The 20,875-nt window shown below is 72.9% G+C and carries 19 protein-coding genes; 7 read left to right on the forward strand and 12 right to left on the reverse strand.

Features of this window, described 5'->3' with window-relative positions; genetic code table 11:
• The first annotated feature begins 13 nt into the window (after positions 1 to 13).
• Complete coding sequence (locus ACFY9S_RS38085; RefSeq protein WP_391138342.1) at positions 14 to 553, forward strand: hypothetical protein; 540 nt, start codon at positions 14 to 16, stop codon at positions 551 to 553.
• Between the two features lie 109 nt (positions 554 to 662).
• Here ACFY9S_RS38085 and ACFY9S_RS38090 read toward each other — a convergent pair whose 3' ends face one another.
• Positions 663 to 1,190: a hypothetical protein gene (locus tag ACFY9S_RS38090; RefSeq protein ID WP_391138344.1), complete on the reverse strand. Its 528-nt coding sequence runs from the start codon at positions 1,188 to 1,190 to the stop codon at positions 663 to 665.
• A 350-nt stretch (positions 1,191 to 1,540) separates the two neighbouring features.
• Between ACFY9S_RS38090 and ACFY9S_RS38095 the strand changes: the two genes are divergently transcribed.
• Positions 1,541 to 2,209 carry a class F sortase gene (locus ACFY9S_RS38095; protein WP_391138346.1) on the forward strand — a complete coding sequence of 223 codons (669 nt, stop codon included), beginning with the start codon at positions 1,541 to 1,543 and terminating at the stop codon, positions 2,207 to 2,209.
• Positions 2,210 to 2,246: 37 nt separating this feature from the next.
• On the opposite strand, the gene ACFY9S_RS38100 is transcribed toward ACFY9S_RS38095, so the two are convergent.
• The gene (locus ACFY9S_RS38100) at positions 2,247 to 3,092 is read right to left on the reverse strand and encodes a polysaccharide deacetylase family protein (protein ID WP_391138348.1); all 846 of its coding nucleotides are present in this window, start codon (positions 3,090 to 3,092) and stop codon (positions 2,247 to 2,249) included.
• A gap of 89 nt (positions 3,093 to 3,181) precedes the next feature.
• Positions 3,182 to 6,466, reverse strand: a complete 3,285-nt coding sequence (lysX, locus tag ACFY9S_RS38105; RefSeq protein ID WP_391138350.1) for a bifunctional lysylphosphatidylglycerol synthetase/lysine--tRNA ligase LysX — start codon at positions 6,464 to 6,466, stop codon at positions 3,182 to 3,184.
• A 154-nt stretch (positions 6,467 to 6,620) separates the two neighbouring features.
• On the opposite strand from lysX, the gene ACFY9S_RS38110 reads away from it, so the two are divergent.
• The gene (locus tag ACFY9S_RS38110) at positions 6,621 to 7,082 is read left to right on the forward strand and encodes a universal stress protein (RefSeq protein ID WP_391138352.1); all 462 of its coding nucleotides are present in this window, start codon (positions 6,621 to 6,623) and stop codon (positions 7,080 to 7,082) included.
• A 124-nt stretch (positions 7,083 to 7,206) separates the two neighbouring features.
• On the opposite strand, the gene ACFY9S_RS38115 is transcribed toward ACFY9S_RS38110, so the two are convergent.
• Complete coding sequence (locus ACFY9S_RS38115; RefSeq protein ID WP_391138354.1) at positions 7,207 to 8,361, reverse strand: CapA family protein; 1,155 nt, start codon at positions 8,359 to 8,361, stop codon at positions 7,207 to 7,209.
• 222 nt (positions 8,362 to 8,583) lie between these two features.
• Between ACFY9S_RS38115 and ACFY9S_RS38120 the strand changes: the two genes are divergently transcribed.
• The 3 genes from ACFY9S_RS38120 to ACFY9S_RS38130 all read left to right on the forward strand — a co-directional run bounded on the left by ACFY9S_RS38120 (position 8,584) and on the right by ACFY9S_RS38130 (position 10,599).
• Positions 8,584 to 9,129, forward strand: a complete 546-nt coding sequence (locus tag ACFY9S_RS38120) for a sigma-70 family RNA polymerase sigma factor (RefSeq protein WP_033307886.1) — start codon at positions 8,584 to 8,586, stop codon at positions 9,127 to 9,129.
• Between the two features lie 153 nt (positions 9,130 to 9,282).
• On the forward strand, positions 9,283 to 9,795 hold the full coding sequence (locus tag ACFY9S_RS38125; RefSeq protein ID WP_102913813.1) for a hypothetical protein: 513 nt from the start codon (positions 9,283 to 9,285) through the stop codon (positions 9,793 to 9,795).
• 150 nt (positions 9,796 to 9,945) lie between these two features.
• Entirely contained in the window at positions 9,946 to 10,599 is a 654-nt protein-coding gene (locus tag ACFY9S_RS38130; protein WP_391138356.1) for a zf-HC2 domain-containing protein, read from the forward strand.
• Between the two features lie 218 nt (positions 10,600 to 10,817).
• On the opposite strand, the gene ACFY9S_RS38135 is transcribed toward ACFY9S_RS38130, so the two are convergent.
• From ACFY9S_RS38135 to ACFY9S_RS38145, 3 genes are all read right to left on the reverse strand, one after another.
• Complete coding sequence (locus ACFY9S_RS38135; protein WP_391138358.1) at positions 10,818 to 11,681, reverse strand: DNA-formamidopyrimidine glycosylase family protein; 864 nt, start codon at positions 11,679 to 11,681, stop codon at positions 10,818 to 10,820.
• Between the two features lie 25 nt (positions 11,682 to 11,706).
• Positions 11,707 to 13,794, reverse strand: a complete 2,088-nt coding sequence (locus ACFY9S_RS38140) for a SpoIIE family protein phosphatase (RefSeq protein WP_391138360.1) — start codon at positions 13,792 to 13,794, stop codon at positions 11,707 to 11,709.
• A gap of 81 nt (positions 13,795 to 13,875) precedes the next feature.
• Positions 13,876 to 15,057 carry a DUF6777 domain-containing protein gene (locus ACFY9S_RS38145; RefSeq protein ID WP_391138362.1) on the reverse strand — a complete coding sequence of 394 codons (1,182 nt, stop codon included), beginning with the start codon at positions 15,055 to 15,057 and terminating at the stop codon, positions 13,876 to 13,878.
• A gap of 141 nt (positions 15,058 to 15,198) precedes the next feature.
• On the opposite strand from ACFY9S_RS38145, the gene ACFY9S_RS38150 reads away from it, so the two are divergent.
• The gene (locus tag ACFY9S_RS38150) at positions 15,199 to 16,620 is read left to right on the forward strand and encodes a lipase maturation factor family protein (protein ID WP_391138364.1); all 1,422 of its coding nucleotides are present in this window, start codon (positions 15,199 to 15,201) and stop codon (positions 16,618 to 16,620) included.
• Here the strand turns inward: ACFY9S_RS38150 and ACFY9S_RS38155 are convergent.
• From ACFY9S_RS38155 to ACFY9S_RS38175, 5 genes are read right to left on the reverse strand one after another with little or no spacing between them, the layout of a single operon-like run.
• Positions 16,608 to 17,441, reverse strand: a complete 834-nt coding sequence (locus ACFY9S_RS38155; RefSeq protein WP_391138366.1) for an amidohydrolase family protein — start codon at positions 17,439 to 17,441, stop codon at positions 16,608 to 16,610. The two genes, ACFY9S_RS38150 and ACFY9S_RS38155, sit on opposite strands and share 13 nt — an antisense overlap.
• On the reverse strand, positions 17,441 to 17,752 hold the full coding sequence (locus ACFY9S_RS38160) for an L-rhamnose mutarotase (RefSeq protein WP_391138368.1): 312 nt from the start codon (positions 17,750 to 17,752) through the stop codon (positions 17,441 to 17,443). The genes ACFY9S_RS38155 and ACFY9S_RS38160 overlap by 1 nt, the downstream gene beginning before the upstream one ends.
• Positions 17,749 to 18,735, reverse strand: coding sequence for an aldo/keto reductase (locus ACFY9S_RS38165; protein ID WP_391138369.1), 987 nt, complete (start codon positions 18,733 to 18,735; stop codon positions 17,749 to 17,751). Before ACFY9S_RS38165 ends, ACFY9S_RS38160 begins: the two co-directional genes overlap by 4 nt.
• Positions 18,732 to 19,490, reverse strand: coding sequence for an SDR family oxidoreductase (locus tag ACFY9S_RS38170; RefSeq protein ID WP_391138371.1), 759 nt, complete (start codon positions 19,488 to 19,490; stop codon positions 18,732 to 18,734). The genes ACFY9S_RS38165 and ACFY9S_RS38170 overlap by 4 nt, the downstream gene beginning before the upstream one ends.
• Positions 19,487 to 20,830 carry an enolase C-terminal domain-like protein gene (locus tag ACFY9S_RS38175; protein ID WP_391138373.1) on the reverse strand — a complete coding sequence of 448 codons (1,344 nt, stop codon included), beginning with the start codon at positions 20,828 to 20,830 and terminating at the stop codon, positions 19,487 to 19,489. Before ACFY9S_RS38175 ends, ACFY9S_RS38170 begins: the two co-directional genes overlap by 4 nt.
• Positions 20,831 to 20,875: the final 45 nt, after the last annotated feature.

Below are 20,875 nucleotides of genomic sequence, written 5' to 3' on the forward strand. Positions count from 1 at the left end.
CGGAGGATTCACCATGCGCGCGATATACGTCGCTTCGGCCGTACTGCTGGGCGCCGGCGCCCTCACCTCCTGCGTGCCCGCCGCCGACGCGGCGATCCAGACCGACTTCGGTTTCAGCGTGGAGCCCTCCACCGTCAGGGCGGGGGGCGACGTCACCCTGCGGGTGGTGCGCAACGAGGCGTGCCAGGGCGAGGCGGCGGTCAACTCACCGGTCTTCGACCTGGTCACCATCCCGCCGGAGGAGTCCTGGGCGACGGCCACCGTCGACTGGGACGCCAAGCCCGGTGCCATGTACGACGTGGAATTCGAGTGTGACGAGTCGAGCGGCACCGCGCGTCTGACGATCGCGGGCGGCCATCCGACGCACCACCCCACGCACCACCCCACCCATCACCCGACGCGCCACCCCCACAAGGGAGTGCACGCCGGTGAGGGCGGCACCATCGCCGGCTTCGACCTCAAGGAGATCGGCCTCGGCGCCGCGCTCATCGCCGGGTCGCTCGGCGTCGCCTACCACTTCTCGCGCCGCCGCACCGACGAGGACGCCGGCTGACACCTCCCGTCCCGCAGGTCTTCGCCCCGGCTCCCTGATGGGGGAGAGCCGGGGCGAGGACCGTTCACGTGCGAGGTGACGACGCGTAGAGGCAGGGCGCGGCGAGGCGTCAGATGTTCCGCTCGGCCCGGCGGCGCATCCAGAACACACCGCCGCCGACCAGCGCCGCGGCCACGAGGCCGCCGCCGATGGCCATGTCGGTCGGCGTCGCACCGGTGGTGCTGCTGCCGCCGATACCGCCACGGACACCGCCGATGACGGTGAAGGCCTGGGGCTTGGTCAGCCTCCTGCCGTCGCAGGTGACCGTGATGTCGTACGGGCCCGGGCGGGCGTTGCTGTTGACGGTGGCGGTGCCCCGCGCGGTCCCGTTGCCGGCGCCGCCCCGGTCGCCCTCGTTGCCCTTGCCGCCACCGCCGCTGACCGGCGAGAGCTGCGTCGGCGAGAACGCGTTGGAAGTCGCCGTTCCGCCGTTGCGGCAGCCGTCGACGGTGATGGTCAGCTGGCCGCCACGGGCGATCACGCTGGGCAGGACGACGATGTTGCTGGGCTTGTTGTCCCACGCGACGGCCGCGGGGGCGGAGAGGCCGAGGGCGGCGACCGCTGCGCCGGCGACCGCCAGGGCACGAGTGTTACGCATGTGAACCTCCGCGGAAGACGCCCCGGGACCCGTCCCCGGTCGATCGGCGAGAAAGCGCCTCCCAGAAAGACAGTCAGTTGCCGTGCCGCGACCCGCATTTCGGCAATGGTCCGTCCTGGTGAGAGAAGGCGGTGCGGGAAAACCGCACAATCGGATATCACCGCAGGTCACGGACCGTCAGAAATTTCCTCGTGGCGGCAACTCGGATGGCGCACCTCATGTCGCCGGGCGGCCCCTTTCGGCTCGGGCCACCCGTTCGCCCTCGCCCCGTCGCCGGTTTCGTGCGGGCCGCTTAGCGTTCTGCTATGCGCGATGGGCACGGGGACGGCCGCGTCGAGAGGGGATGGAGAATGTCTGCGTCCGAGCTGGCCGAGGCGGAAGAGGCGGCGCGGCAGAAGAAGCGCGCTCCGTGGGGCGTGATAGCGCTGGTTCTGCTGACCGGCCTCGCGCTCATCCGGAACGGTTCGGGGGAGTTCGACGAGGGCCCGCCGCAGCCGGCGACGGCGGCAGCGTCGGACAGCCGGGTACCGGGCGGCACCTTCGCCGGGGCCATGGCGCCCCTGCCCTACGCCCTCCCGGACCGGGTGCGGATCCCGGCGATCCAGGTCGACGCGCCGATCATTCCCGTCGGCCTGGACGCGGACGGCTGGGTCGGCGCCCCGCCGCCGGAGGACCCCAACCTGGCCGGCTGGTTCACCGGTGCCGTCACCCCCGGCGAGAAGGGCACCGCGGTGGTGGTCGGCCATGTCGACAACCAGCAGGGCCCTGCCGTGTTCTACGGACTCGGGGCCCTCAAACAGGGAAATCGCGTCGAGGTCGCCCGGCAGGACGGAAAGACCGCCGCGTTCGAGATCTACGGCGTCGAGGTGTTCGAGAAGGACAACTTCCCCGGCGACCGTGTCTACGCGTCCAAGGGCGCGCCGGAACTGCGGGTCATCACCTGCGGCGGCGGTTTCTCCGAGCAGGAGGGCTATGCGGGGAACGTCGTCGCCTTCGCCCGCCTGGTCGAGGTGCTCTGAGCGTTCCCGGCCGGGCGGGCGAAAGCCGCGCGGTGCGTTACGCGTAGTGCCGCCGGGGCACGGTGACGTGGTAGCCGGAGTCCAGCAGTTCGGGGAGGTAGCGCCGCAGGGCCCGCACACTCTGCGAGCGGTCGCCCCCGGCGTCGTGGGCGAGTACCACGACGCCGGGGGCGGCGCCGCGTTCGACCCGGTTCGCGATGGACCGGGCCCCGGGGGTGGTCCAGTCGAGGGTGTCGACCGTCCAGGCGAGCGGTTCCATGCCGAGCTCGGCGCCGATCTGGAGGGCGGCGCGGTTCCAGGCTCCGTAGGGAGCGCGGAACCACTCGGGGCGCTCCCCGTAGGCGTCCTCGATGGCGTCGGAGGTGCGTTCCATCTGGGAGCGGATCTGCCTGCGGGTGAGGCGGGTGAGCAACGGATGGGACCAGGTGTGGTTCCCCACGACGTGGCCCTCGTCGGCCATCCGGGCCAGCAGCCTCCTGCCGCCGGCGACCATCTCGCCGCACACGAAGAACATCGCGCGCACGTCGTACTCGGCCAGGGTGTCCAGGATGTCCGGGGTGTAGCGGGGATCGGGGCCGTCGTCGAAGGTCAGCACCATGGTGCGGCCCCGGCCGGACACGCGCAGCAGCGGTTCGCGGCGCACCAGGGTGCGCCGGGGCGCGGCGCGCGGCGGGCCGTAGCCGGTCAGGGGCTGCAGCCGGTACGCGGAGGACTTGCCGAGGCGGCGGGTCTGGGGGCCCGCGGCGGGGGCGGAGGTGACGGGGCCGTCCCCGGTGACAGCCGTGACCACTCCGGCCGTCGCGGCCGCTCCCACGGCGCCGGCCCCCGCGATCAACGCCCGGCGCCGGGTGAGCAGCCGGGTGGGCAACTGATCCTTCTTCATGACTCATCAGTCGCCCGGCGGAAGGCCGACGCACGCGAGCAACACCGGTGCGGCGGCACACTTTCACCCGTTCGGCCCATGCAGGTGGGTCAGCGGCGGCGCACCAGGGGGAAGGGCAGGGTCTCGCGGATCGTCAGTCCGGTGAGGAACATGACCAGCCGGTCCACGCCGATACCGAGGCCGCCGGTGGGCGGCATGGCGTATTCGAGGGCGTCGAGGAAGTCCTCGTCGAGTTCCATCGCCTCGGGGTCGCCCCCGGCGGCGAGCAGGGACTGGGCGGTGAGGCGGCGGCGCTGCTCGACCGGGTCGGTGAGTTCGGAGTAGGCGGTGCCGAGTTCGGTGCCGAAGGCGACGAGGTCCCAGCGTTCCGCGAGGCGGGGGTCGGATCGGTGCTGCCGGGTGAGCGGGGAGACGTCGGTGGGGAAGTCCTTGTAGAAGGTGGGCAGCTGGGTCTTCTCCTCGACGAGCCGCTCGTACATCTCCAGGACGACGTCGCCGTGGCCGTCGTCGGCGGTGTACGGCACGTCGGCGCGGTCGCAGAGCCGGAGCAGGTCGGGCACCTCGGTGCCGGGGTGGATCTCCTCGCCGAGGGCCTCGCTGATGGCGCCGTAGACGGTCTTGACGGGCCACTGCCCGGAGATGTCGTACTCCTTGCCGTCCTTGTGGGCGACGGGGGTGCCGAACGCGGCGGTCGCGGCGCCCTGGATCAGTTCGCGGACGAGGTCGAGCATCACGTCGTAGTCGGCGTACGCCTGGTAGGCCTCCAGGATCGTGAACTCGGGGTTGTGCTTGTAGTCGGTGCCCTCGTTGCGGAAGGTGCGGCCCATCTCGAAGACCTTCTCCAGGCCGCCGACGCACAGTCGCTTGAGGAACAGCTCGGGTGCGATGCGCAGATACAGGTCGAGGTCGTAGGCGTTGATGTGGGTGGTGAAGGGGCGGGCGTTGGCGCCGCCGTGGATCTGCTGGAGCACCGGCGTCTCGACCTCGAGGTAGCCGCGCTCCAGCAGGCCTTGGCGCACGGCCTGGACTGCGGTGGAGCGGGCGCGGACCACGTCGCGGGCGGCGGGGCTGGAGACGAGGTCGAGGTAGCGCATGCGGACCTTGGCCTCCGGGTCGGCCAGGCCCCGGCGTTTGTCGGGCAGGGGGCGCAGGCACTTGCCGGTGAGCTGCCAGGAGGTGACGAAGACGGTCGGCTCGCCCCGGTCGCTGACGCCCGCCCGGCCGGTGGCGGTGATGTGGTCGCCGATGTCGGTGTCGGCGGTGAAGCGGTCGAGGGCGGGGCCGGAGCGGTCGCGGGTGAGGGCGAGTTGGTGGTCTCCCGACCAGTCGCGCAGGACGGCGAAGACGATGCCGCCGAAGTCGCGGATCAGCATGATCCGGCCGGCGACGGTGACCTGCTCGCCCTGCCGGACCTCGGCGAGGGTGTGGGTGCGGGCCGGGACGCCCACCGGGTAGGGGTCGGTGCCGTCGGCGCGCAGCCGGTCGAGTGTGCGGTGGCGGACGCGGGCCTGGTCGGACAGGCCGGAGAGGGGGTCGGCGGGCTCGGTCCCGTCCCCTCCGGCGAGGCCGAGCACCGCCAACGACGGCAGCCCCTCCGTGGTGGCGGGCCGCTGTCCGCCCTTCGGGTGCCCTTTCCCCCAGAGTTTGCGCATGGACGGTACGGAGACGAAGCCCTCGGCGATGCCGGAGGCGAGGCCCACCCGGGCGAGGGAGGCGGCCTCCGCGTAGCAGAGGAAACGGGGGTACCACTCGGGGCGGTACTTGGCGTTGGAGCGGTACAGGGCCTCCAGTTGCCACCACTTGGAGAAGAACAGCAGCAGGCGGCGCCAGAGGCGGAGCACGGGTCCCGCGCCGATGCGGGCGCCCTCCTCGAACACGGAGCGGAACACGGCGAAGTTCAGGGAGACCTTGCGGACGCCCAGTTTCGGGGCGGCGGCGCACAGTTCGGCGACCATGAACTCCATGACACCGTTGGGGGCGGCACGGTCACGGCGCATCAGGTCCAGGGAGACGCCGTCCCTGCCCCAGGGCACGAAGGACTGGATGGCCAGGAGGCGGCCGTCCTGGTCGAGGGCCTCGGCCAGGAGGCAGTCGCCGTCGGCGGGGTCGCCGAGGCGGTCCAGGGCCATGGAGAAGCCGCGTTCGGTCTCGGTGTCGCGCCAGGCGTCGGCCCGTTCGACGAGTTGGCGCATCTCCTCCTCGGCGAGGGTGGAGTGGCGGCGGACCCGGCAGGTGACTCCGCTGCGGCGGACCCGGTTGACGGCCTGGCGGGTGACGCGCATGTCCCGGCCGTCGAGGTCGAAGTCGAGGACGTGCAGGATCGCCTCGTCACCGAGCTGGAGCGCGCCGAGCCCGGCGCGGACGAAGGCCCGGGCGCCCTCCTCGGAGGCCCCCATCACGGCCGGAACCCAGGCGTGGCGGCGGGCCACGTCCTGCCAGGCGGCGATCGCGTGCGGCCATGCCTCCCGGTCGCCCACCGGGTCGCCGCTGGCCAGGCAGACACCGGCCTCCACGCGGTAGGTGACGGCGGCCTTGCCGCTGGGTGAGAAGACGGCGGCCTTGTCGCGGCGGGTGGCGAAGTAGCCGAGGGAGTCCTGGTCGCCGTAGCGGCCGAGGAGGGCGCGGATGCGGGTCTCCTCGTCGTCGTGGAGGGCGGCTTCCAGGCGCTGGGAGCGGAACAGGGTGGCGGCGGCGTTCAGCAGGGCGAGCGCGCCGAACAGGCCGAGCAGGAAGAACAGGGCGTGCGGTGGGCGGCCGTCGAAGGAGCCGGCGGGCACCAGGCCGCCGCACACCCGGTTCGCGGCCCAGGCCAGGCGCTCGTCGCCGGGCAGGCTGCCGGGGAAGGCCTCGACCAGGGCCCAGCCGACGAGGATCGCGGCGACGAGGCCGGCCGCCAGGACGGCGAGGGCCCGGCGTACGGCGGCGCGGCGGGAGGCGGCGTAGAACTCCTTGCGGGCGACGATCATCAGGACCAGGGCGAGGCCGCACACCACGAAGGACGGGACGGACTCGGCGAACTCGCCGACGGCCATGCCGAGGATGTCGGTCAGGACCAGCATGCCCAGGTAGACGACGACCAGCCACCAGGCGATCTTCTTGCGGGCGCCGGTCGCGGCGGCGAGCAGGAACAGGAAGACGGCGTAGGCGAGGTTGGCGCTGACCGGGACGAGCAGCAGGTCCAGGAAGCGGACGAGGGGGCGCAGCCCGGTGCGCAGCGGGGGGATCACCGCCAGCAGGGCGCAGAGCAGACCGAGGGCCCCGAAGAAGACGGCGAAGCCCTCGGGCACCCGGCTGAGGAAGCCGGTCGCCCGGTGGGGCGGCCGTATCCGGTCGGATGTGTCCTCGGCCGTCCCGGTGTCCGCGATGACGCTCATGCTTTCGACTCTAGGAACACCCGCGCCTCCTCGCCCGTCGAGCGCTCCAGCACCAAGCGGCCCAGGAGACCCGGGCCTCGCGTCCGGCCACCACGTGCCCGGACTCCGCGTCCCGCCCGGCAGGCGGACCATCGGGTTCCGATAGCCTCGCGGCGTGACGGAACAGCACGCCCATCGGTTCGAGCGTGGCACGGACGGGCCCAAGGTGATCGTGGTCGGGGTGGACGGCTCCGACTCCTCCCTGCGGGCCGCGGCCTACGCCGCCGGCCTGGCCCGTCGGCAGCACGCGCTGCTCGCCGTGGTGTACGTGCAGCCGGTGCTGGCGGCGGGCGCGGCGCTGGGGGTGCCGGTGGCCGGGACGACGGACGAGGTCGCCGAGGACCTGGTGGCACAGATCCGGGACGCGGCCGAGCGGCTCAAGGGGATGTTCGAGGTCCGCTGGGAGTTCCACACGTTCCGCGGCGATCCGTACAACGGCCTGGTGAGGGCGGCCGGCGAACTCAAGGCGGACGCGGTGGTGGTGGGCGCCTCGGAGCAGGCGGGCCACCGCATCGTCGGGTCGGTGGCGGTACGGCTGGTGAAGGCGGGGCGGTGGCCGGTGACGGTGGTGCCGTAGCGGGCCGGCGCCCGGGCGGTGGGGTGCGGCGGGTGGTCGCCCCGGGGCGCCGAGCCGCTGTCGGGTGGCTCGGCCGGCTGAGCCACCGTCAGGGGTCCGCCCGGCTGTGGCGGCTGACGTGCGGCTACTCCCCCATCACCAGTCCGTCCCCGGCCGCGCCGCGGCTGAGCACGACGTCACGGATGCGGTCGCGGACGGCCCGGACGTCGGCGCCCTGGGCGATCGCCCGGTTGAGGTTCACGACCCGGCCCGCGTCGACGTCGAACAGCTGCGGGACGAACTCCGCCTTCGTCACCTTCCAGCGGTCGCCGGGCCGTGCGGGCGGGGCGAAGGTGAAGCGGCCGAGGGTGGACTGGTTGCCGCGCGGATCCTTGGCGCCCTGATGGTTGGTCATCTCTCCGGCGATCTGGTCTCCCATGCCGTAGATCACCCAGGTGCCGTTGACCTGCTCGTACGCCTGCGGGACGTGTGCGTGGGTGCCGAGGATCAGGTCGATGTCGGGGCGGTCCCCGGTGCGTGCGGCGGTGAGGGTCCGGGCCAGGCTCAGCTGCCGGTCGTCGGGGGCGTCCTGCCACTCGGTGCCCCAGTGCAGGGAGATCGCGACGACGTCGGCGCCCGCCCGGCGCGCGGCCCGGGCGTCCTCGATGATCCTGGCCTCGTCGATGAGGTTGACGGCCCACGGCTGCCCGTCCGGGAGGGGGAAGCCGTTGGTGTCGTAGGTGTAGGCGAGGTGGGCGACCGTGGCCGTGCCCGCCCGCAGGACCGTCGCCGTGCGTGCCTCCTCCTCGGTGCGGGCCGAGCCGGCGTGCCGGACGCCCGCGCGGTCCAGGGCGTCGAGGGTGCGGCGGATGCCGTCGGCGCCGTCGTCCAGGGTGTGGTTGGAGGCGGTGGAGCAGCCGTCGTAGCCGGTGACGGCGAGGGCCCGGGCCACCTCGGGCGGGGACTTGAAGGCCGGGTAGCCGGTGTAGACGCCGTCCGCGCCGTAGACGGTCTCCATGTGGCACAGGGACAGGTCGGCGCGGGAGACGACGGAGCGGACCCCGGCGAGCATCGGCCGGAAGTCGTAGCCGGTGCCGCCGGCGTCGAAGCGGGCCCGGTCGATGATCGAGCTGTGCGGGAGGACGTCACCGGAGGCGACCAGTGTGAAGCCGCGGGGCCCGGCTGCGGCCGGTGCCGGGCGTCCGCGGTCGGGCTTGTCGTGGCCGCGGGCCTGGCAGGCGGCGCCTGCGGCGAGGACGACGGTCAGGGCCAGGGCGATCTGTCGACTGCGCGCGAGCATGCATTCACCCCACTGTGGGCGTTGTGGTCGTATTTACGCACAATCAGGAAAGAAGGCTCTGGGTCTCCCACGCGGCTCCGACACGCTCATCAGCCCCTCCGGCACCCACATGGCCGGGCACCCCGACCGTTCGTCGAACCGTTCGTCGACGCGATCGACCGTCCGCCGCACAGCCGGGTACGTGCCCTGTGCCGGGGCCACGCCCTGCGGTGGCATACGGCCATGACGGCCGGATCCACTCTTACGAACGGAACGACCGCCGAGCACGAGCTCGCCGCACTGCAGCGGGAGCACGGCCGGCCCCTCTTCGCGCTCCTGCTGCGGCTCTGCGACGGTGACCGGCAGCGCGCGGAGGACCTGGTGCAGGAGACTCTGGTGCGCGCCTGGCAGCACCCCGAGGCCCTGCGCGCCGACGACTTCGACTCGGTACGGCCCTGGCTGATGACCGTCGCCCGGCGGCTCGCGATCGACGCCCGGCGGGCCCGCCAGGCCCGTCCGCCCGAGGTCGGGGACGCGGTGCTGGAGAACGCGCGGGTCATCTCCGACCACGCCGAGCGGGCCGCGGCGATGCTCGACGTCCGCCAGGCTGTGAAGACTCTCACTCCACAGCACCGTGAAGTCCTGGTGCTCGTGTACTTCCAGGGGGCGAGTGTGGCGGAAGCAGCGGCGACCCTCGGCATCCCGCCCGGTACCGTGAAGTCACGCGCGTACTACGCCCTGCGGGCCCTGCGCAGGGTTCTCCCGGGTTACGCCGCCGACCTGCGGTGAAACCAATGGGTGGGTCAAGCCTCCGTAAAGCGCCTTGCCGATGACCCCGGTTGAGTAATCGGCTGTCCTCATCCGTGTTCCGGAGGGGGCCGTCAGCGTCCCCGGGGGCCCGGTGTCGGGCAACGCGCGCGTACCGGAGGAAGGCAGGAAGGGATGCTGGACAGAGAGCAGGGGAACACGGACGGTGCCGACGGCGAACTGACCGTCCCCATGGCGTGGTTGTACGCCGAGTACATCGCCGACGAGCTGCTGCGGACGGGCGATCTGATGCCGCCGACGTCCTTCGAGTTCCGCGCCGGGAGGGACGCCCTGGCGCTGACCATCTTCCTGTCCGACACCGACGGGGAGCTGTCCGGCATCCGGGTCGTCACCCAGCTGGAGACGTGGCTGTCGCTCACCGCGTACGACCAGCCGTGGCAGGAGTGGGTGCGCGAGCGGCTGGCCGAGCTCGCCGCGGGCGCCGCGCGGTCGGGCGGCCCCGCGCCGGACCTGGACCTCGCGGAGGAGGCCTGGCGCTGGCTGCAGGAGACGGAGCTGCTCGCACCCGATCTGAACGCGGTCCCGGGAGGCGCTCCGGTGGTCGGGGAGGACGACGGGCCGAAGGTCTGGACGCCCGCCTGGCAGCTCGGGCTGCCCCTGGGACACCTCGCCATCCATCTTTTTTAGATTTCTGCGGCCCGGACCAATCCGGGAGCCGGAGGGCTCCGAATCCTTAGGTTGCGATTGTGTCACCGGCTTGAGTGATTCCGCTGCCTGGTCCGTACCGGTGGGAGCAAGGAGTAACCCCACCCGCACCCAACGGCACGAGGATTCGGCATGAGGTCCCTGGAGAGGCATCGCGACGTCGCGGCCTACGCGCTCGGCGTGCTGGACGAGGCGGAGGCATTCCGCTTCGAGGACCACCTCATGGAGTGCCCTCGGTGCGCTGCAGAGGTGACGGAATTCGGCTCCACCACACGGCAGTTGATGCTGTACCGGCGCTCCACACCCCGGTTCGTGCACCCGATGGCGCAGCCCGGGCCGCGCATGCTGGACGGGCTGCTCGCCGAGGTGGCGACCCGGCGCCGGGCCGGACGCAGACGCCTGCTGTTCGCGCTGGCCGCCTCGGTGGTCTTCGCGGTGTCCGTACCGGGCATCGTGATGATGGCCCGGGGCAGCGGAGAGGAGCCCCGGACGGTCGCGGCGACCGACGCGCGGACGGGGGTGTGGGCGCAGGTCACGACGGCGGACGAGGCCTCGGGCAGCCAGGTCGAGCTGATGGTGAAGGACGCCGCGGGCCCGCGCGCCTGCCACCTGGTCATCGTCGGACGCGACGGCACCGAGGAGACCGCGACCAGCTGGCACGGGCCCGGTCACGACGCCGACCCCGACACCATGATGGCCAGCTCCTCCATGCATCCGGGTCAGATCGCCCGCTACGAGATCCGCTCGGCCTCCGGCGAGGTCCTGTGGAAGCTCCAGCCGAGCTGACCATCCGTCCGCCTCTTCCGCCGGGCTCTCCCCGCGCCCCGCGTCCCGGTGTGAGACCACCGGCCGTCGCACCCCGACGGATCACCGGGTATCCGCGGTCCCGGCGAGGGGGCCGCGGGCGAGCCGGCGCCCGAGACGCCCCCACCAGCCGGCTGCGCGACGACGCGACCGTCCTGATGTTCGAGTGGACACCGCCGCCACGCTGACGCGGCCCCGTCTCACTTGAGCAGGCGGGACATCCTGCGGTCCGCCAGCGGCTTGCCGCCCGTCTGGCAGGTCGGGCAGTACTGGAGCGAGGAGTCGGCGAAGGACACCTCGCGGATGGTGTCGTGGCACACCGGGCAGGGCTCGCCGGTGCGGCCGTGGACGCGCAGTCCGCTCTTCTTCTCGGCCTTCAGCCGCCCGGCCGCCACGCCCCGGGAACGTTCGACCGCCTCGGTGAGTGTGTCGCGCAGGGCCGCGTACAGCCGTCCGGTCTCCTCCTCGCTCAGGGACGCCGCCAGCTTGAAGGGCGACATCCTCGCCGCGTGCAGGATCTCGTCGCTGTAGGCGTTGCCCACGCCGGCGATCAGGCTCTGGTCGCGCAACGCGCCCTTGAGCTGCCGCCGTTCCCCGGCCAGGAGCTCCGCGAGGCGCCGCTCGTCGAAGTCGTCGGCGAGGGGGTCCGGACCGAGCCGGGCCACGCCCGGGACCTCCTGCGGGTCGCCCACGACGTACACCGCGAGCCGCTTCTGGGTGCCGGCCTCGGTCAGGTCGAACCCGGCGCCGGTCTCCAGGGCCACGCGCAGCGCGAGCGGGCCCTTGCCGGGGCGGGGCGGGCCGTCGGGGAGACGGTCCTTCCAGTGCAGCCAGCCCGCGCGGGCCAGGTGCGTCACGAGGTGCGGGCCGTCAGCGGTCCGCAGGGCGAGGAACTTGCCGTACCGGCGTACGGCGGCGACCTCGTGGCCCTCCAGCGCGGACAGGGGCGGTTCGTACGTCTTCAGGACGCTGATCGCCACGGGCAGCACCCGTACGATCTCGTGGCCGACGAGGTGCTCGGTCAGAAAGTCCTTGAGCGCCTCGACCTCGGGGAGTTCCGGCATGGGTCCAGAGTGCCACCACGGGCGCCTAGTCGCGGCCGGGCACCACGAACTCGCACCACACGGCCTTGCCGCCGCCCCGGGCCTCCACGCCCCACACGTCGGTGAGCAGCTCGACCAGGAGCAGGCCCCGCCCGGAGACACCCGAGTCACCCGCCTCCCGGCGGCGCGGCAGCGCGCTGGAGGAGTCCTCGACCTCGACGCGCAGCCGGCGCTCCGAGCCGGTGAAGGCCCGCAGGGTGACGACCGCGGAGCCCTCGGTGTGCATCAGGGCGTTGGTGATCAGCTCGTCGGCGACCAGTTCGATCTCGTCGGCGCGGTCGCCCGCTCCCCAGCCGGCGACCGCGGTGCGGATCAGGTGCCGGGCCTCGGCGAGGGCCCCGGGGTCGCCGGGGGCCACGTGCCGCTGGAGGCGGCGGCCCGACCGCGTGCCGTCCGGGTCGCGGCGGCGCAGCAGGAGCAGCGCCACGTCGTCGTCGCCGCCGCGCTCGGCGGCCACGTCGATGAGCCGGTCGGCGAGGTCCCGTACGTCCTCGGGGCCGGTGTCGACGAGCGCGGTGAGGGTGCGCATGCCGTCGTCGAGGTCGGCGCCGGGCTGCTCCACCAGACCGTCGGTGCACAGCAACAGGGTGTCGCCGGGGTCGAGCTCTATGGTGCCGACGGGGTAGTCGAGGCGGCCGAACTCCGCGGACAGGCCGAGCGGCAGCCCGCCGGGGACGGTGACGCGGCGGCAGGAGCCGTCGGTGTGCCGCACCAGCGGGTCGATGTGCCCGGCCCGGACCATCTGGAGCACACCGGTGGTCAGGTCGGCCTCGGCGTAGAGGCAGGTCGCGGAGCGGTCGGTGTCGAGCTCGTGCAGGAAGACGGAGGCCCGGGCCATGACGGTGGCCGGGGGGTGCCCCTCGGCGGCGTAGGCGCGCAGCACGATGCGCAACTGGCCCATGACGGCGGCCGCGTGCGTGTCGTGGCCCTGGACGTCTCCGATGACGGCGCCGACCCGGCCGCCGGGCAGCGGGATCAGGTCGTACCAGTCGCCGCCGATGTCCCGGCCGACGGAGCCGCCGAGGGTGGCGGCGCGGTAGCGCACGGCGACGTCGGCGCCGGGCACGCTCGGGATGGTCCGGGGCAGCATGGCCTGCTGGAGGCCCTGCGCGAGGTCCATCTCCTGCTCGTAGAACATGGCCCGCTGAAGGCTCTGCGCGATGCTGCTGCCGAGCGCCACGAGGACGTTGCGTTCCTCGGAGGTGAAGCCGTACCGGTCGCTGTAGAGCAGCCCCACCACGCCGATCGGCCGGGCCTGGACGATGAGCGGCAGATAGGCGGCCGAGGTGATGTCGAGGTCCGTGATGTGGGGCCACAGGATCGGGTAGCGCTCGGCGAACTCCTGCGGGGACTCGATGAAGCACGGGCCCAGGGTCCGGACGGCCTCACTCATCGGGTAGGGCTCGTCGATCCGTGTGACGCGGGTGCCGGGCACGAAGCTGTCCGCGGGGCCCTCGGCGACGAGGCGGATGCGGCCGGCCTCGACCAGACCCATGACGAGGCTGGCGGCGCCCAGGTGGGTGAGGCCGTGGGTGTCCTTGAGGACGTCGATGACGTCCTGGACGGTGCGGGCGTGGGCGAGGGCGGCCGTGGTGAGTTCGACGACGTTGGTCTGCTCCCGGCGGGCCTCGTCCAGGGCGGCCCGGTCGCGGCGGGCGGCGCTCTCGCCGAGTTCCTGGGTGGCGTCCCGGATGATGCCGATGATGCGGCGGGGGCGCCCGGTGTCGTCGCGCCGGATGTAGCCCTGGGTGTGGGTCCAGCGCAGGGTGCCGTCGCGGCGGCGGATGCGGAAGTAGGCGCCGTAGTTCTCGCTGCCGTCCTTCAGGGCCTGGGAGACCGCGGTGTCCAGACGCCGGGACTCGTCGGGCGGGACGCGCTTGGCGAGGGTTTCGGGGTGGTCGTCGTACTCGTCGGGGCGCACGTCGAGGACCTCGTGGGCCTGGGCGTCCATCTGCATCAGGCCGGTGTCCAGGTCCCAGTCGAAGCTGCCCATCCGGTTGAGCGCGAGAATCGGGTCCGGGTGGGCGGGCCAGTCGTCCGGGAGGGACAGGGCGCTCGCTCCCCGATCAGCCATGGGCCCACCTTGCCAGGATTCGTCCGATTCTTCGACCGGATGGATGTGCCGAGTCTACGAGCCGCTCCGCCGGATCGGCCCTCAGTCGGTGAAGACGTCTGCGAGGCTGCCGGGGATGCGTTCGGCGGCCCGGTCGTCGGGGATGAGCCCGGCGCCGTCGGGCGGATCGGGGTTGTCCGGGACGGTGTCGGGTCCGACCTCGTCCGGGCCGCCGGCATCATCCGGGCCGGCCGGCTGATCGGGAGGCGGGGCGGTCTCCACGGCTGGAGGTACGCGCGTGCCGGTGTCCGTGTCCGTGCTGATGTCCGCGGGCGGGTCGACGTCCGGGTCGGTGCCGGTGTCGCTGTCGGTGCCGCTGTCGGTGCCGTCGGGAAGGCTCGCGTCTGCCGGGGCGTCCCAGGGGGATGCGCTGCCCGTGACGGCGCCCGGGTCCGGCTCCGGGTCCGGCTGCGGCGGGGGTGTCACCCAGGCCGGTGGGGGCAGGGCCCGGTCGTGCCGTACGTCGTGGCCGGTACGGCGTTCGATCCAGGTCCTGAAGGTGGTGTCGATGATCGTGAAGCCGGTGACGGCCCGTGGCGCCGGGGTCACGACGATCACCCCGCCGGGGCGGTAGCCGGGCCAGGGCGTGCCTCGGGTCACCGGCGTGCCGTGCTGCGCCGTCGGAGGGCGCAGCGGGTTACCGCAGGCGCAGCGCAGGCGCGGCAGGCCATGGACGTCGACCAGGACGGCGGTGCCGGCCTGGAGGACGGACTGGTGGCGGGTGATCCGTCCGGCCCGGTATCCGTGGCCGGTGACGCGGGTGTCGGCGCGCAGGACGACCGGCGTCAGTGCCCGCACATGGTCGGGGACGGACGCCGGTGCGATGCCCGCGACCTGGGCGAAGGCGCGGCCCCTGGCCGGGTCGCGGGTCAGACGGCCGATCTGCCGGCCGATGTCACAGCTGCCGGTCCGCTCGGTGCCGCCGTACAGGCCCGGTGTTCCGCCGGAGAGGGAGCGCGGTCCGCCCGCGTCGGCGAAGGCCCGACCGGAGCCACCCGGCGCCGTTCGCGGGGCGGGGGACGGGGTAGCCGCCGTGAGGGCCGTGGAATCCGTGAAGGGGTCGGGCCCCGGGTCGGCTGCCGGCTGGAGGAGGAGTTCACCACCGGTGGCCGCGTCCCCGAGGTGGGCGGTGCCGCCGTTCACGATGCTGCCGCCGCAGCCCGAGAGGAGGAGCGCCGTCGAGAGCACGCAGGCCAGGACGAAGGTCCCGGTGGGTGTCCGCACCTCGCCCTCCCGCTCACCTCGGCCTGTTTCCGACCGTTCGTCACTATTGTTTGCTTCGCTCACTCGGGTCACGCAACCGGAGCGGTTTTTCACGGAGCGTGACGCCGGGCTCATGCGCCGCACAGGGAGGAGCGCACGGCCGTGGAGTGGTTCACCGCATCCGACTACTGGCTGACCCGGCTGGTCTTCCAGCGGGCGCTGGCCGCCGTGTACCTGGTGGCGTTCCTGACGGCGGCCCTCCAGTTCCGCGCGCTGATCGGGCGGCGGGGCATGCTGCCGGTGCCGCGGTTCGTCGGGCGGGTGCCGTTCAGGCGGGCCCCGAGCCTGTTCCAGTGGCATTACTCGGACCGCTTCTTCGCGCTCTGCGCCTGGGCGGGCTGCGCGGTGGCGGCGGCGCTGCTGGCCGGGCTGGACTCGCTGCTTCCGCTGTGGGGCGGGATGCTGCTGTGGCTGGTGCCCTGGGTGCTGTACCTGTCGATCGTCAACGTCGGGCAGACCTGGTACTCGTTCGGCTGGGAGTCGCTGCTGCTGGAGGTCGGCTTCCTCGCCGTGTTCCTCGGCAACGACGAGGTGGCGCCGCCGATCGTGGTGCTGTTCCTGCTGCGATGGATCCTGTTCCGCGTGGAGTTCGGCGCCGGGCTGATCAAGATGCGCGGTGACGCGTGCTGGCGCGAGCTCACCTGCCTGGACCACCATCACGAGACCCAGCCCATGCCAGGCCCGCTGAGCTGGTTCTTCCACCATCTGCCCAGGCCTCTGCACCGCGTCGAGGTGGCCGCGAACCACGTCACCCAGCTCGTGGTGCCGTTCCTGCTGTTCACCCCGCAGCCCGTCGCGACGGCCGCCGCGTCGCTGATGATCGTCACCCAGCTGTGGCTGGTGCTGTCGGGCAACTTCTCCTGGCTGAACTGGATCACGATCGTGCTGGCACTGTCGGCGGTGCGCTTCCCGGCCGATCCGCCGGAGGTGCCCGACGCGCCACTGTGGTTCGTGGTGGTGGTGCTCGCGGTGGCCACGCTGCTGGTGGGTCTCAGTTACCAGCCGGTGCGCAACATGCTGTCCCGCCGCCAGGTGATGAACCGCTCCTTCGACCCGCTCCATCTGGTCAACACCTATGGGGCGTTCGGCAGCGTGAGCCGGGTGCGGTACGAGGTGGTGGTGGAGGGCACCACGGATGACGCACCGCGCGCCGACTCGGACTGGCGGGAGTACGAGTTCAAGGGCAAGCCGGGCGACCCGCGGCGCTGGCCGCGCCAGTTCGCGCCCTATCACCTGCGGCTCGACTGGTTGATGTGGTTCGCGGCCCTCTCCCCCGCCTACGCCGACTCCTGGTTCGGCACGCTGGTGGAGCGGCTGCTGGAGAACGACCGGGACACCCTGAAGCTGCTGCGCCGCTCGCCGTTCCCGCCGGACGAGCCCCCGCGGTACGTGCGCGCCCGCCTGTTCCGGTACCGCTACACGACGTGGCGCGAGCTGCGCGAGACGGGCGCGTGCTGGGAGCGGACGTTCGTACGGGAGTACCTGCCGCCGACTCGTCTGGCGGGACCGGTTCAGAGGCCGTAGACGCGGGTGGCGGTGGTCTTGAAGATCTGCGGGTGGTCGTGCGGGTCGGTCAGCCGGCGGGTGGCGTCGAGGATGTCGCCGTACGTCGCGCCGAGTGTGGACACCGGCCAGTCCGAGCCGTACATCAGCCGGCCGGGCCCGAAGGCCTCCAGGGCCACGTCGGCGTAGGGGCGCAGGTCCTCGACGGTCCAGGAGGCGAGGTCGGCCTCGGTGACCAGGCCGGACAGTTTGGCGGCCGTGTTCGGCAGGGCTGCGAGGGCGCGCAGGCCGGACGCCCAGGGTTCGAGGGCGCCGGAGGCGACGGGCGGTTTGCCCAGGTGGTCGAGGACGAAGGTGAGGCCGGGGAGGTCCGCGGCGGCCCGGACGCAGGCCGGGAGCTGGTGGGGCAGGACGACGAGGTCGTAGACCAGCCCGGCGTCGGCGACGGCGGCCAGTCCGCGTCGGACGTCCGGGCGGAGCAGCCACCCGGGGTCGGGCTCGCCCTGGACCTGGTGGCGGATGCCCTTGAGGTACCGCCCTCCGGGGAGTTCGCGAAGCCTGGCGAGTTCGTCGGCGACGTCGGGGCGGGTGAGGTCGGTCCAGCCGACGACACCCGCGATCAGGTCGTGTCCGTCGGCCAGGGCGAGGAGTTCGGGGGTCTCCCCGGGCACGGTGACCGTCTGGACGAGGACCGTGCCGCCCACACCGGCGGCGCTCGCCTCCGGTTCGAGATCCTTCACGGTGAAGTCGCGGCGGAGCGCGGCGAGTTCGGGGCCGGTGATCCAGTCCTGGTCCCGTACGGACAGGTCCCACACGTGGTGGTGTGCGTCGACCACGGTCATCACGGCAGCTCCCGGACGACGGGCAGGCCGGCGTCCGCGCCGTCGCCGGAGTGGTCGTGCACGGCGTCCGGCAGGTCGGCCGTGCGGGCCTGCCGGGCGACGACCGGAAGTCTCTCCGGTTCGGCGAGGAGCCGGGCGCAGTCCTCGCATTCCAGCACGTGGAAGAGGTCGGTCCGGCTGCGCCGGACGGTCCAGGAGGCCGCCCCGACGGCGCGGACGGCGTCCGTGAGCTCCTCGGGGACCTCGCGGTGGGCGGCCTCGTACTCCGCGACGTGGTCGGCGCGGACCCTGGTGTGCGGGGCGACTCTCATGACGGCTCCTCGCCGGGTACCGGGGCGTCGTCGGGCAGCAGGCTCCGCGCGCGCAGGTCCTGCCAGAAGGCGGCCGGGACGTGGGCGGCGAACTGGTGGGCGCAGTCGCGCACTTCGTGAGCGGAGCGGGCGCCGACGAGAACGCTGGCGACGGCCGGGTGGGCCGCGCAGAAGGCCAGGGCGGCGGCGCGCAGCGTGGTGCCGTGGCGGTGGGCGACGGACTTCAGCCGCAGGGCCCTGTCGACCAGCTCGGAGGGGGCGGCGGTGTAGTTGTACGTGGCGCCGGGTGCGGGGTTCGCCAGCAGACCGGAGTTGAAGGCGCCGCCGATGACGACGGACCTGCCGCGTTCGTGGGCCGTGGGCAGCAGGCCGGTGAGGGCGCTCTGGTCGAGCAGGGTGTAGCGGCCGGCGCACAGGACCACGTCGACGTCGGTGTCCCGGACGAAGCGGGTGAGCATCTCCGCCTGGTTCATCCCGGCGCCGATCGCGCCGACCACGCCCTCGGAGCGGAGCCTCTCCAGCGCGGGATAGCCCTCACGGAAGGCCCACTCGGCGTGGTCGTCCGGGTCGTGCAGGTAGACGACGTCGACCCGGTCGAGGCCGAGTCGTTCCAGGCTGGCCTCCAGGGTGCGTCGTACGCCGTCGGCGCTGAAGTCCCACACGCGGCGGTGGGTCGCGGGCACGGCGAAGCCGCCCGCCAGGTCGTCGCCGGTGCCGTCCCAGGGTTCCAGGCGGCGGCCCACCTTCGTGGAGATCGTGTACCGGTCGCGGGGGCGCTCGCGCAGGGCGGCGCCCAGACGGCGTTCGGACAGGCCGAGGCCGTAGTGCGGTGCGGTGTCGAAGTAGCGGATGCCCCGCTGCCAGGCGGCGTCCACGGCCTCGTGCGCCTGCTCCTCGCCGACCTCGGTGTACAGGTTGCCGATGGCGGCGGCGCCGAAGGACAGGGCGCTGACCTCGACGCCGCTGCCGCCGAGCCGGTTCACCGGGCCACCGGGCGCAGCCGCAGACCCTGCATGCCGCCGTCGACGGCCAGTGCGGTGCCGGTGGTGGCGCCGGACAGGGGGCTCGCCAGGTAGGCGATGGCGCCCGCGACCTCGGCCGGGGAGACCAGACGGCCGGTGGGCTGGCGGGCTTCCAGGGCGGCGCGTTCGGCGGCCGGGTCGGGTGCGGCGTCGAGGAGACGGCCGACCCACGGGGTGTCGACGGTGCCGGGGTTGACGCAGTTGACGCGGATGCCCTCGCGGATGTGGTCGGCGGCCATGGCGAGAGTGAGGGAGTGCACGGCGCCCTTGGTGGCGCTGTACAGGGCGCGCTGCGGCAGGCCCGCTGTGGCGGCGACGGAGCAGGTGTTGACGATCGCCGCATGCCTGGAGGCGCGCAGGTGGGGCAGGCAGGCGCGGGTGGTGCGGACCATGCCGAGCACGTTGACGTCGTAGACGCGGTGCCACTCGTCGTCGGGGTTGTCCTCGACGGTTCCCCGGGCGCCGGTGCCCGCGTTGTTCACCAGGACGTCGAGGCCGCCGCCGAAGCCGGCGACCGCGGCCGTGACGGCCTGGCGCACGGACGCGTCGTCGCTGACGTCCGCGCGGTGGGCGAGCAGCGGCTTGTCGACGGACGACGGGTCCAGGTCGAGGACTGCGACCTGGGCGCCGCGCTCGGCCAGGAGCTCCGCGGTGGCCCGGCCGATGCCGGAGGCGCCGCCCGTCACCAGGGCCTTCAGACCCTCGAAGTCGCTCATCCGGCCTGCTCCTTCTGCGTCTCGTCGAGGTCGGCGGCCCAGAACGCGCCGCCCGGGTAGGTGTACCGCGCGAGCGACTCGGGCCGCATGGCCGCCGAGAAGCCCGGCGCGGTGGGTGCCGTGTAGTGACCTTCGCGGATCACCACCGGGTCGAGGAAGTGGTCGTGCAGATGATCGACGTATTCGATGACGCGGTCCTCGGTGGTGCCGGTGAGGGCCACGTAGTCGAACATCGACAGGTGCTGGACCAGTTCGCACAGGCCGACGCCGCCCGCGTGCGGGCAGACCGGCACACCGGACTTGGCCGCGAGCAGCAGGATCGCGAGGTTCTCGGGGACGCCGCCGACGCGGGCCGCGTCGATCTGGACGACGTCGAGCGCGCCGGCCTGGAGGAGTTGCTTGAACACGATGCGGTTCTGCACGTGTTCGCCCGTGGCGACCTTCACGGGGGCGACGGCCCGGCGGATCGCCGCGTGGCCGAGGATGTCGTCGGGGCTGGTGGGCTCCTCGATCCAGTACGGGTCGAACTCGGCGAGGGCCTTGGTCCAGCGGATCGCCTCGTCGACGTCCCAGCGCTGGTTGGCGTCGACGGCCATACGGACGTCCGGGCCGATGACGGAACGCGCCGCGCGGCAGCGGCGGATGTCGTCGTCGAGGTCGGCGCCGACCTTGAGTTTGATCTGCCGGAAGCCGTCGGCGACGGCCTCGGCCGCGAGCCGGGTCAGTTTCTCGTCGTCGTAGCCGAGCCAGCCGGGCGAGGTGGTGTAGGCGGGGTAGCCGCGCTTCAGCAGGCGGGCCGTGCGCTCCTCGGCTCCCTGTCTGCCGCGGCGCAGCAGGGTCAGGGCCTCCTCGGGGGTGAGGGCGTCGGTGAGGTAGCGGAAGTCGATCTGGCGCACGATCCATTCGGGTTCGGCCTCGGCGAGCAGCCGCCACAGCGGCAGGCCGGCGCGCTTGGCGGCCAGATCCCACACGGCGTTGACGACGGCGCCGATCGCCATGTGCATCACGCCCTTCTCGGGTCCGAGCCAGCGCAGCTGGCTGTCGCCGATCAGGTCGCGGTTCAGGGTGGAGGGGTCGGCGCACAGCTCGTCCAGGCCGCGGCCGACCAGGTGTCCGCGCAACGCCTCGATCGCGGCGACCTGCACCTCGTTGCCCCGCCCGATGGTGAAGGCGAATCCGTGCCCCTCGTGCCCGTCCGGCGCGTCCGTGCGCAGGACGACGTAGGCCGCCGAGTAGTCGGGGTCCGGGTTCATCGCGTCGGAGCCGTCGAGTTGGCGTGAGGTGGGGAAGCGGATGTCGTGGGTGTCGACCGCGGTGATGCGGGCGGGCGTCGGGGGCACGGAGGGCCTTTCAGTCGAGTGCGAGGAGGGACGGGGAGGTCAGGC

It is taken from the genome of Streptomyces sp. NPDC012474 (genome assembly GCF_042955185.1).
GTDB lineage: Bacteria > Actinomycetota > Actinomycetes > Streptomycetales > Streptomycetaceae > Streptomyces > Streptomyces cahuitamycinicus.

Coding starts and splice junctions, on each gene's coding strand:
- ACFY9S_RS38160 (WP_391138368.1), bottom strand. CDS start 17,752: ATGAGAGTCGCCCCGCACACCAGGGTCCGCGCCGACCACGTCGCGGAG.
- ACFY9S_RS38090 (WP_391138344.1), bottom strand. CDS start 1,190: ATGCGTAACACTCGTGCCCTGGCGGTCGCCGGCGCAGCGGTCGCCGCC.
- ACFY9S_RS38140 (WP_391138360.1), bottom strand. CDS start 13,794: ATGGCTGATCGGGGAGCGAGCGCCCTGTCCCTCCCGGACGACTGGCCC.
- ACFY9S_RS38115 (WP_391138354.1), bottom strand. CDS start 8,361: ATGCTCGCGCGCAGTCGACAGATCGCCCTGGCCCTGACCGTCGTCCTC.
- ACFY9S_RS38120 (WP_033307886.1), top strand. CDS start 8,584: ATGACGGCCGGATCCACTCTTACGAACGGAACGACCGCCGAGCACGAG.
- ACFY9S_RS38125 (WP_102913813.1), top strand. CDS start 9,283: ATGCTGGACAGAGAGCAGGGGAACACGGACGGTGCCGACGGCGAACTG.
- ACFY9S_RS38095 (WP_391138346.1), top strand. CDS start 1,541: ATGTCTGCGTCCGAGCTGGCCGAGGCGGAAGAGGCGGCGCGGCAGAAG.
- lysX (WP_391138350.1), bottom strand. CDS start 6,466: ATGAGCGTCATCGCGGACACCGGGACGGCCGAGGACACATCCGACCGG.
- ACFY9S_RS38085 (WP_391138342.1), top strand. CDS start 14: ATGCGCGCGATATACGTCGCTTCGGCCGTACTGCTGGGCGCCGGCGCC.
- ACFY9S_RS38170 (WP_391138371.1), bottom strand. CDS start 19,490: ATGAGCGACTTCGAGGGTCTGAAGGCCCTGGTGACGGGCGGCGCCTCC.
- ACFY9S_RS38135 (WP_391138358.1), bottom strand. CDS start 11,681: ATGCCGGAACTCCCCGAGGTCGAGGCGCTCAAGGACTTTCTGACCGAG.
- ACFY9S_RS38100 (WP_391138348.1), bottom strand. CDS start 3,092: ATGAAGAAGGATCAGTTGCCCACCCGGCTGCTCACCCGGCGCCGGGCG.
- ACFY9S_RS38155 (WP_391138366.1), bottom strand. CDS start 17,441: ATGACCGTGGTCGACGCACACCACCACGTGTGGGACCTGTCCGTACGG.
- ACFY9S_RS38130 (WP_391138356.1), top strand. CDS start 9,946: ATGAGGTCCCTGGAGAGGCATCGCGACGTCGCGGCCTACGCGCTCGGC.